The organism is Deltaproteobacteria bacterium (genome assembly GCA_029860075.1).
Taxonomy (GTDB): Bacteria; Desulfobacterota; JADFVX01; order JADFVX01; family JADFVX01; genus JAOUBX01.
This window is the reverse complement of record JAOUBX010000015.1, coordinates 1-11,579: the sequence shown is the minus strand read 5'-3', so window position 1 is coordinate 11,579 and position 11,579 is coordinate 1. Positions and strand designations below refer to the sequence as shown.

At 46.0% G+C, this 11,579-nt stretch carries 7 protein-coding genes; all 7 read left to right on the top strand.

Annotated elements, in window-relative coordinates:
* The first annotated feature begins 6 nt into the window (after window positions 1–6).
* Window positions 7–678, top strand: coding sequence for a hypothetical protein (locus tag OEV42_06615; protein ID MDH3973936.1), 672 nt, complete (start codon window positions 7–9; stop codon window positions 676–678).
* A gap of 120 nt (window positions 679–798) precedes the next feature.
* The gene (gene dacB, locus OEV42_06610; GenBank protein ID MDH3973935.1) at window positions 799–2,211 is read left to right on the top strand and encodes a D-alanyl-D-alanine carboxypeptidase/D-alanyl-D-alanine-endopeptidase; all 1,413 of its coding nucleotides are present in this window, start codon (window positions 799–801) and stop codon (window positions 2,209–2,211) included.
* Window positions 2,208–5,648 (top strand): hypothetical protein, encoded by a 3,441-nt coding sequence (locus tag OEV42_06605; protein MDH3973934.1) that lies wholly within the window; start codon window positions 2,208–2,210, stop codon window positions 5,646–5,648. The genes dacB and OEV42_06605 overlap by 4 nt, the downstream gene beginning before the upstream one ends.
* 43 nt (window positions 5,649–5,691) lie before the next feature.
* Entirely contained in the window at window positions 5,692–6,501 is an 810-nt protein-coding gene (locus OEV42_06600; GenBank protein MDH3973933.1) for a rhodanese-like domain-containing protein, read from the top strand.
* Between the two features lie 575 nt (window positions 6,502–7,076).
* On the top strand, window positions 7,077–7,856 hold the full coding sequence (locus OEV42_06595; GenBank protein MDH3973932.1) for a response regulator transcription factor: 780 nt from the start codon (window positions 7,077–7,079) through the stop codon (window positions 7,854–7,856).
* Between the two features lie 164 nt (window positions 7,857–8,020).
* Window positions 8,021–8,974: a hypothetical protein gene (locus OEV42_06590; GenBank protein MDH3973931.1), complete on the top strand. Its 954-nt coding sequence runs from the start codon at window positions 8,021–8,023 to the stop codon at window positions 8,972–8,974.
* Window positions 8,975–9,068: 94 nt separating this feature from the next.
* On the top strand, window positions 9,069–11,579 hold a 2,511-nt coding region (locus OEV42_06585), incomplete at its 3' end, for an Ig-like domain-containing protein (protein ID MDH3973930.1).

Genomic DNA, 11,579 nt, shown 5'->3' with positions numbered 1-11,579 from the left:
CTAATTATGAAATTTAGATTATTTATTAGAAAAGCATTATGTAGTTGTTTGCCCTTACTCTTCATAATTGTGGTCAGTGTAAATGTATCTGCTTCACAAGATGATTATATTGACACTGAAGAATTAATTTCAGTGATAAACACAAAGAATGTTGATAGTGTGATCGAAGCTCTCAATAAAGTAAATAAGATGCGCTATCAGGGAGAAATACTGCCATTAATTAAGGATTTATGGGGTGGGAACAAAGACAAGTATCCAGAGTTGTCATGGGAAACAATCAATAAGAATATAGTAAAGGTAAAAATTGCCGGAGTATTATTGCAGGCAAAAAGAAATAAAAAGATAGATGTTGATACGGAAGAAATAAGAAAATATGTCACTGAGTATATTGTGAGTGATGATGTTCATTTATCAATTAATGCAATGTTGGCTTTATCAATTATTGATGACGAAAGAGATGTAGAAAACATATTTAGCGTAGCTAAACAGCAAAAGAAAGTTACTTTCAGAACATCTATCTCCACATTGTCTCTAATGTGCAATAAAGCGGCAAGTGATGCATTAGATGAATTAGAAAAAATTGTTAAAAGCAATGAATTAAAGTTAATAATTATTGAAACGAGGAAAGGTTCGAGCGAATTTAAAAAGAATACTCATTGGTGTGATAGAAGTAGGTGATGTGTGATGATATTGAGGAATAAATAGAGATAGCCGACTAGCCAAGTAGGATGGGCACTGCCCATCACAAACACTGAAATTCCATGAAATGTATTTAGTTATTTATTGATAAAGTGGACTATGGGAAAGATTGTGCTGTGGGTTTGTTTGATGTTTATTTCGGGGTGGCCGCTCTTAGCTTATGGTGGAGACGTAAGAGAGGCGATAGCGGAAGGGAAGCTAAGGGAAGTTTTAACGAAAGATACTCGATGGAGTCTGAATGTGGTTGATATGAAAACAGCCAGGGAGACAATAAATGCGGGAAGCGCCAAAGGTGAAGCGCTTGTGCCGGCCTCTCTTATGAAGCTGGTGGTGGCGGGTGCAACGCTTGACCGTGCATTTGCAGGGGATGGGCTGCACATGACGACCACTATTTCTTATGACGGGGTGTTGGAGGATGGGCTGCTCAGGGGTAACCTTTACCTGGTAGGACTAGGGAATGCGCTTTTGTCTGCCGCTGAGCTTGAAACAGCTGTCCGTGAGCTTTCCCGCAAGGGCTTAAGAAGTGTTGAGGGAGATATCATTGCTGATTCCACCTTTTTTGAAAGTGGCGGTTTTGAAAGAAATCGGAAGGGTGCGGCCTATGCGATCCCTTCGGCCCTTGGACTTGATCTGCATACGGCAGCAGTGACGGTAATCCCGACAGAAGCGGGGGAGCCGCCGCAGGTTCGTGTCGAACCCGGGAATGGTGACGTCAGGTTTTCGGTCTCGGCGAGGACTGTTTCGGGGATGAAGAATACCATTAAAATCAGGAAGTCGAAAGATGATCTCTATCATATCGAAGGTAATATCCGCAAAGGCGGCGGTCATATAAAGAAAAGATTTGCACTGGAATCTCCCGCTCTTTTTGCGGCGGGCGTTTTAAAGGTAATACTTGTCGAGCAGGGGGTGAAAGTTAGGGGCAAAGCGATAGAGGGCAAGGTCCCTGCAGACTCGACAATGCTTGTAAAAATAGCTGCCCCTGAATTGGAAAAGTTAATCCATGATATGAACATGAACAGTCTTAATGTTGTCGCCGATAATCTATTGCTCCTGCTCGGCGCTGAGCGCTTCGGGAGGCCGGGATCGGCTGAAAAAGGAATTAAGGCGGCAGAGGAATTTCTTGCAGGGATTGGGGAACTAAGGGGGCAAGTGGCCAAAATGGCAGACGGGTCGGGACTCTCTGAAAAAAACAGAATTAATTCTGCGTATTTCACTGGTTATCTTTATGAGATTTCGAAGAGGCCATGGTTTAAAACTTTTAAGGAAAGCCTCCCCGAGGCAGGCAGTGACAGGGTGTTGATGAATAGCGGTTTTGATAATCCCCGTTTCAGGGTTAAAACAGCAAGGCTTGAAGAGGCTTATGGCTTGGCTGGGTATGGGATCGACAACAATGACAGACCCTTTGCCTTCTCATACATAGTCAACGGTAACAGGGGCGAGGTAATTGCCGCCGAGAGAAGCGGAGGTGTCATGATGAGAATACTGGAGGGAAATAATGGAGGTAATCCATGATGAGACGTTATATACAAGGATTATTGATAATTTTTACAGCATTCATAACGACATATTCCTACGCTGCCGATACGGCCTGCTCAAAGGTATCGATGGAGATTATACAGGAGCTTACCCTTGAGCGGATCGCTTTCGACGCCAAACTGGTAATATCCAACAAAATCCCCGACAAGGACCTTACAAAAGTCAGGGTAGATGTAATGCTCACTGATGCTAACGGCAATATAATGAACGACCTCTTTTTTATTAAGCTTTCCAGTACTCAAAATATTGATAGTGTGACAGGTGACGGCATTGTACAGGCGAATACGGCAGCTGAAGTCCATTGGCTGATCATTCCCTCACCCGGTACGGGGGGGGATAATGAAAGGGGCGTCTATTATTGGGCCGGCGCTACCCTGACCTATAGTGTCGGGGAGACAAATGAAGTCGTGCCGATTGCTCCTGACAGGATACTGATTAAGCCGCAACCTCTTCTGGTGCTTGATTATTTTATGCCTTATGAGGTTCTGGGAGATAACCCTTTTACACCGGAAAAGGTAGAGGCCCCGGTGCCCTTCCCGCTTGCTTTGAGGATACTCAACGATGGATATGGGATGGGTAAAAACCTTAAGATAGAATCTGCACAACCGAAGATAGTAGACAATAAACAGGGCCTTCTCGTTGATTTTCAAATTCTGGGTTCTCAGGTAAATGATACGCCTGTAACCCCGACACTTACCGCTGCTATAGGAGATCTTCAGGGTAAAAAAGCCTCTACGGCTTCCTGGGATATGATAGCAACATTGAGTGGAAGGTTTATTGAATTCGGAGCTGAATTTACACATGCGTCGGAACTGGGTGGTGAACTGACGTCACTAATTCAGGAGACTAATGCCCATTATCTGGTCCACATGGTCAGGGTTAATCGCCCTTACAGCGATAATTATCTCGATTTTCTGGCCGACTCTGACAGGGATGCAGATCACCTCCCTGATACTATATTCGAATCCGAAATTCCTAATGGATCAACGGACAGGGTGGATTCTGTTTCTCCTGTCTATACTGTGAGCGCCACCAATACTCCTGCAAGACCTACAAATGATAATCCCAAGGTAGAATTAAAAACGTCAAACCCTGTAGATGCAGGCTGGACGTACGTGAGAACTTCTGATCCGTCCAGGGGGATGCTGGCGCTGATAGATGTTGTAAGAAAGGACGGCACCCATCTGGATCCGCATAATTTCTGGGTAGATAAGAAGCTGGATGAGGACTATAAAGAGATATTCATGCTTCAGCTTCTTGATTACCGGGAAAGCAATGTCATTGATGGAACCTACATGCTTGTATACGAGCAGCCCGATGAGGATATCACACCGCCGGTAACTGCACTTATTTATGACGGATATGCTTATGCAGGTGACGCCGTTGTAATTCCGCCTGCTACGAGGATTGTCTTTACCGCCTCTGACAACGATGGAGGGAGTGGTGTTGATTATATGATGAAGAAGCTCAATGGGACAGATTCCGATTTTGTTCCTGCTGTTCCCTTTAACTTTAGCAGTGCGGGAAGCTATGCCGTCGATTACTATAGTGTCGACGCCGCCGGGAATACAGAAGAGATAAAGAGTACAACTATTGTTGTTGATGATTCACCGCCGGTCATTTCTTCCTTTACGGCAAACCCTGCTGTGATCATTCCACATGCTCCGGAAGGAATTGCTGCTGCAAGGTCACTCAACCTTAATATAACTGCTTCCGATAATGTGAGTAATCTTCCCCTGACGATCGAGATTGCAGCTGGAGAAAGTTTCTCGGCAGATGCTGTTGTAAGAACCATTGAAGGAGAACTTTCCGATAATACTGCCGGAGATTTTATATGGTATGGGAAAGAGGACGGCGGTATGTTGGCGGCTACAGGCAAATATACGGCAAGGGTAACCGTCAGGGATGGTCTGGGTAATGATGCTGATGTGAACCATCAATCTCAAATGACCGTTTCACTTGAGGTCGCAGAATGGTTTTCCGGTGACCGTGTAAGTTTCGGTGACGGTGAGGAGAAATATCCTTCCATTTCCGGGACGAGGGTCGTATGGCAGGACCAGCGGGCAGGCAACTGGGACATCTATTTCAGGGACCTGCCTGACGGTACGGAAACGGTGGTTACCTCCAATATTTCGGACCAGATATATCCTGATGTGGACGGTGGCCGCATTGTATGGCAGGATAGCAGGACCGATGGTGGGGATATCTATGGATATGATATAGCCACAGGCAGTGAATTTGCAGTCAGCACCGACACAGGCAATCAGGAAAGACCGGCAATTAACGGTGATTGGGTGGTCTGGCAGGATAATGGGGCCGGTAACTGGGATATCTTTGCCTATAACCTTTCTACTATGGAAAAGATACAGATCACAAACCATGAGCGTGACCAGATGAACCCGACCATAGAAGGGACGACCATTCTCTGGCAGGACTATCGCCATGGTCTGGGTGAAATTTACAGCTATGACCTTCTGAGCAGAACGGAAACGAGGCTTACCACAAATATTGACAACCAGACCGATCCGGTTCTTTCCGGCAATATCTATCTCTGGACGGACCACCGCAACGGTGGCAGGGACATCTACTTAAAGCAGGCCAACGGTGAAAGGCGGCTCACCTATGGCGCCGGTGATCAGGCCGGCGCTGACATTAACGGTGGTACCATCGTTTACACTGATTATGAAAAGGGGCTCAATGATCCGAACCTCGCTTTCTACGACATTGCCACAGGTCTCGGAGGCATCCTGAATGCCAATCCTGCAAAACAGGAGGAACCGGCTATTGGTGCCGGCTATGTGGTCTGGCAGGACAACAGGGGAGGAACATACAGGATCTACATGGCAGAGCTTGAGGTTGTAGCAGTTCCCCTTGATGTGACGGTACGGCCCGGCTTTAACCTGATTGCTGTCGGAGAGAGCCTCACCTCCCAGTATCCAACAGTGTCGGCGCTTATTTCCGCTTACGGTGTTGAACTTGGTATTGAAAAGGTCATGGCCCTTGATGCTCTTCATGGAACCTATTCCGTATTTGAGTATGATGGTGCCGGGACAAGCGGTGAGGACTTTGCTCTGAGAGCAGGGATGGCCATCGTCCTTTATACCGCAACAGAGGGGGCGATCAATGTGGCCGAAACAGGTGAAGTTGCTACTTACAGGCTATTGACCGGCACAAATGAGATTGGTATCCTCTCCATACCGATTGGTTACAGGGCCTATGACCTGCTTGAATCAGTCGGTTTGGACAAAATTCAGAGTGTAAGACGATTTAACGGCATCACCGGCAGATGGGAGACGGCTGCCGTTAAGCGTGACAGTGGAGCGGTAGCGCCTGTGGGCGTTAACTTTGACATTAGCCCCGGCGAAGGCCTGGTTATTACCATGATAGAGCGGATTGACGGATGGAAACCGTAACGATAGGCTCTGCAAGGTATAGGACCCAAGGGGAAAGGGGTATATGAAAAAGATTATTTCAATATTTATAGTACTACTGTTGTTCAGTCCTGTTGTTTTACATGCCGCTGAAAAGCCCGTTTGGAAGTGGATCAGCGCCAAGAGGGTTTACGATCTACTAAAAGAGGGAAGCGGTCTTTGGCTCGTTGATGTAAGAAGTGAGCACGCCTTTAACCGGGGGCATATGGTAGGCGCAATGAATATTCCCGGTAATACGTTGAAAGTAAAAAAGTTGCCTGAAAACCGTATTGTTGTACTGGTCGACCATTCTATTGGACAGAAGCTTGCCCGTGAAGCTGCTGAAATCCTTATTGGAAAGGGAATGAAAAAGGCCTTTGTCATGAAAGGGGGCATCGGCGCCTGGAGTTTGACGGGATACCCTGTGTGGGGAGATGCGGGAAAAAAGACCGCTTATGTTACGGCAAGAGATCTCAAGTGGGCGCTTCAAAAAGGAACGGAAATGAATGTTTATGATATGAGGGGGAAAGAGGTGGCTAAGGAAGGAACTGTTTCCGGAGCTGTTGTCGTTAAAGGTACAACACTTGATGAAAGGATTGAAAACCTTCAAAAGATATTTAAATCGGAACAAAAAAAGAAAAATCTTGTCATGAAGTTGAAAGGGGCGGGTGAACTGGTGCTTGTTTTTTCGGCTTCAGATAAGGGAAAAGAGCATGCTGAAATGGTTGCAATGTCAGCCGGCAGGCATGTGAGATATCTTCTTGGTGGATACGAGGCATTTGCCATGGACGGCAAAAAGGGGGAAACAAAGACCATCGGATCATGTCCCGTGTGCCCCCGTTCGGGCAAACAATAAGCCTGAATAATGACCGCTTAACTTGCAGGTGAAGCTAAGATTTTTTGAAAGCGCTGTGAAACCATATATTACACTGTAATTTCCTAAGTCCAACAGGCTCCTGGGATAAAAAGGTTGAGGTGTCCCGGTTCCGGAGCGTAGCAACCTCAACGTTTAACGCTTCTTGTTTTTCCCCTTTCTTTCAGCAGCAACGATCCCTCCAAATCCCGCTTAAAGTCAGATACTGCTTTCTTCTCCTCATCGTCCAGGTAAGTACGGTTGTGTTGCAATTCAATACTTTTGCAATCATCCTGGAAAGGTGAATCTACGTCATAAATGCTTGCCTTCAGGGTGTCTCGATAGTTCGCTCAAACGCCTGATTTGGAATTCAGGCTTCGGATAATAAAGTCTGTTTTTTCAAAAAAAATGCAAAAGAGCAATATATGTCGCTAATTTAGCAATATATGTCGCGACAAGGGTTCTATATTGTGCAATAATAGGCAAGTTCAAAAAAAGAGCAGTTTGTCTTGCATGGCTTTTTTGGTGGAAAGAAGGATGAGAGTATATAAAATTATTAGAGGCTGAGGTTTCCCTATATGGAGCATACCATACTGTTTGCGAATGCCAGGAATGAACATAGCGCTTCGATTTTGCAGTACCTGAGAGATGACTTTGAAATATTAATTCCCCCTTCCTATGAAGACATCTTTGTAGATCCATACCTCGAGTCATCACTTGCAATAATAGACCACGATTTTTCTGAGCAGCGAGGTCTTGACGCCTTAAAGAGTCTGAAAACGGCAAAACCATCCATTCCGGTAATATATGTGGCATCATCAGGTTCGGAATATCTTTGCATGAAGGTTTTTCGTCTTGGCGCCAGAGATTACTTTTCAAGGCCTTTTCGGGCCGATGATATCATAAAAAGTGTAAAAACAATTCTGGAAACTATCTGGAAGAATGAACGGTTCAGGTCGGTGCCGCAGTTAGACAAACTGGATACGGGAAAAGGTGGCCGACCCAGAAACGGGAATAAAAGAAGCGTTTACCAGAAAATCGAGAAGGCCAGGGTATTTATACATGAGAACTACAGCAAGGAACTTCCTCTTGAACTGGTAGCCAATGTTGCATCCATGAGCAAGTATCACTTTTCAAGGAAATTTAGCGAGTTTGCAGGGATGCCCTATAAGAAATACCTTAACAGCATAAGGCTGCGGGAGGCAAAAAGGCTATTAAGGTTTTCACCCTTTACGATTATAGAAATATGTTTTGCAGTTGGTTACAATGATATTACCTACTTTGAACGGGTCTTCAAAAAAAGTGAGGGCTGCAATCCCACAACCTACCTTCAAAAGTTCAATACCAGCCAGGATTAGCAAGATAGTCCGAAAAAAGCGCAAAAAAATCCGATAAAAGCGCAAGTTAGTCCGATAAAAACGCAAGATAGTGCAAGCTTTTTTTTGTATGCTTCTGTAAAGTTAGTTTAAATGCTGAGTAGCATCAAAAAATTCGGGATTATACTTTTAAATCGGACTGAAAAATGAAAAAAATAATTTGTCTTTCTCTTGCAGCGCTCTTATTGATGAAAGCCGAAGCCTCTCTTTCCGCTCCCGAAACGGTTGCTGTCAGGATAACCGATGTGACAACCTCGTCTTTTTCTGTTGTCTGGATGACGGATGTCGACGCCGAGCCGGAACTTGAGGTGGCAATGGATTCTTCCATGTCGAACCTTATTAATGCGTCTATTGAGATAATGACTATGTCCGGTCTTTCTCCTTCTATTAAAAACGCGGCAAAGATTAAAGGCATCATGAGGGCTACCGTTGCCCGTTTGGAGGCGGGAAAGACCTATTATGTGAGGGCCGTTACTCGAAATGCGCTAAACAGCGCTGATGTGAGCTATTCCATCGTTCTTGAGGTGACAACGGCGGCAAAGGTTGCTCCCTTTACCTACAATACAGGCGTGGCCGAGAGCTTTTCTAACGATCTGGCCGTTTTCCCCGTTTATGTCAGGCCCTCCGATTCATCGGATAAGCCCGGTGAAGGCGACCTTGTTATCATTGAGACAGATAATTCCCTTTATCCTGTTTCTGCATTTGTGGGAGAAGGGGGGACTTTGTCTGCCGGACTTCTTGATATGAATAACCTCTTTGACGGCAGCGGCACATCGATGAAGCTGGCAGGGGCCGAGAGATTGACCTTAAGAGTGTACCGGGGCGACCTCCTGTTTACTTTAACTCATTTCAGAAAAATGTCTGCAAACTCCGGACTTGTTTACGTGGCTGAGCCGGAAAAGGGTTTTTTTGCGGACATTGATATAAACAGTATTGTTGATGACAATGATTTTGGTTTATTCAGAGAGCAATACCGCTCACTGCCGGATGATGCCAATTACAACCCTGATTACAACTTTGTTACCGATACGGAAGGTAAGGTGGATGTGCGTGAGTTTTCCAAGTTTGCCCTTGAATATGGAAGGACAGATGTTCAATGAGAGACTGTGTGACAATAAGGGGCGGGGATGAAAAGGTGAAAAATCATAAGATCGTGTTATGAGTTAAAGTAGGAGTAAAAGAGAGGGAACTATTATGAAAGGAATGAAGGGCCTTTGGCGAAACTGGATTTTACTGATATTCTCCATTTTTATTTTTGCAGGCTTTTCCCATGCGGCTACCATCAAGGTCGTTCCTTCTTCTGATAGTGTTAAACCGGGGGAAAGCCTCTGGTTCGATATTGTCGTTAGCAGTATTCCTCATGAAGGATTGAGCGCCGTACAATTTAGGCTGAATATGGAAGCCGGGGAGGCTAATGTTTCCGGTCTTTCCGACCTGACCCAGGGAGAGCCTTCTCATGTTGTCGTTGGCAGCCCTCTTTTGACGGCAGATGTATTGAGTTCAACGTCTCACATCGGGAGCTACTTTACCGCAGGTGCCGGCTCTAACGGTGTGCTTGTTATGGATAATGAGACTGTTAAGAATGGGAGTGCCCTCTACACCTTTGCACATACAAACGGCGCAACGCTGCCAAACGGCACAGGCGGATCTGTGGCACATTTTAAAGTTGCCGTTGGAAATGACGTTGTCGCCGATAATATTTTGGTAACACTCTCGGATGTTGCTCTTCTAAACGGTGAGAATAAATTTACAATAAGCAGCAACGAGGGAGCCCTTATTCCTCTAAATATTAACCTGGCGCCTCAAGATGTAAGCAATATGACGGCAACAGATAAAGTCGGTGATGAAAGCGGAACTATTCAGCTTTCCTGGACGCCTTCACCTTCAAGTGATGCTACGGGCTATAAAATCTACCAGTTATATGCAGCATCGGAAAACCTTCTTCAGACAATCAATAATCCGGCGGCAACAGGAACTGAGCTTTCCGGTCTTGAAAGCGGAGTGGCTTATAGCTTCAAGGTCAAGGCTTTCAGTACGTCAGGTGAGAGCACAGGTGTGATTGCAAATGTAACGCCTGTTGATGATGTTAAGCCGGTTATATCAATTGCCGGTGTGGAAGAGGGAAAATATTATACCTCTCAGCTTACGCCATCCATCTCTATTACGGATGCCAATCTTTCTGCTCAAACGATAACACTCAATGGGGCAGCCTATGACCGGTCGCCTATAACAGGTGAGGGAAGTTATACGCTTACTGCGTCGGCATCGGACCAATGGGGCAACCAAAGCAGCAGCGCTGTTTCCTTCGTCATCGACAAGACTCCGCCTTCGGTAACCTTTTCCGGTGTTACCAGTGGGAGTTACTATAACAGCAGCCTTTCAATAGCTGTATCTGCACAGGATACGAATATTGACAGCATCCTTGTCAAGCTTGATGGCTCAACGGTTTTGACAACAGGCGGCGTTGTGCCGGTGAGTAGTGAGGGAAGTCATACCCTTTCTGTCGAGGCAGTCGATAAAGCCGGTCTCGGGACGACGGATAGTGTGAGTTTTACAATCGATACAACAGCTCCGGAAAGGGCGGCCATTGCTGCCGGTTTAGACGGCAGCTACCTCGATGCAGACAGGGCGCTTATCTCAGGCACTGCCGAGGCGGGAAGTAGGGTCACTGTTGTTCTTGGTTCAATGGTTTACACCGCTGCAGTTGGTCAGGACGGCGTCTTTACGGTAGAGGGAATCATCCTTGCCGAGGGCAGCAACACCTTGTCCGTTAAGGTGACGGATAGAGCTGGAAACGAAAGTAGTGAAGCTACCCTCAATATTGTGAAGGATACGATTGCTCCCGTAGTTGCTGTAACGGGGGTTGAAAACAGCGGCTACTACAATACCGATGTAGCACCCTCTGTTTCGGTGACCGATGCGAACCTTTCAGGTACAACCATCACCCTGAATGGTCAGCCCTACACCGAAGGGAGCGTTATCAGTGAAGATGGCAGCTACACTTTCTCTGTCAAGGGAACAGACCATGCCGGGCACGAGACGGTTCAAACAATGACCTTCGTCATTGATAAAACAGCGCCATCCATAACCTTAACGGGCATTGAAGACGGCAGTCATTACAACACAGACCTGACACCGGCTGTTTCAGTTACCGATTCAAACTTCTCGGGATCGACAATTGCACTGAACGGCCAGACCTATGTTGAGGGCGCCGTCATCAGTAATGAGGGTGACTATGTTCTCTTAGTTACAGCAACAGACCTTGCCGGGAATGAGCGGACCAGTACCGTTGGCTTTACAATAGATAAGACAAACCCTGAGATCGCTGTTACAGGCGTTAATGATGGAATCTATTACACCTCTGATGTAACACCGAATGTATCTGTTTCAGATGCACATCTTTCAGCGCAGATGGTGACACTCAATGGTGAGGTTTATACTGGAGGCACGGTCATCAATGTTGAGGGAGAGTATACCTTGTCGGCATCTGCATCCGACCTTGCAGGGAACGAAGTGACCAGTACCGTTGTCTTCACCATTGACAAAACAGCGCCAGTCATCACCTTAACGGGCGTTGAGGAAGACAGCTATTACAACATTGATGTTGCGGCTAATATTACGGTGATGGATATCAACCTGGAAAGCTCATCTTCCACACTTAACGGTAGCTCCTATCAAAGCGGTGACATCATCTCTGCTGAAGGA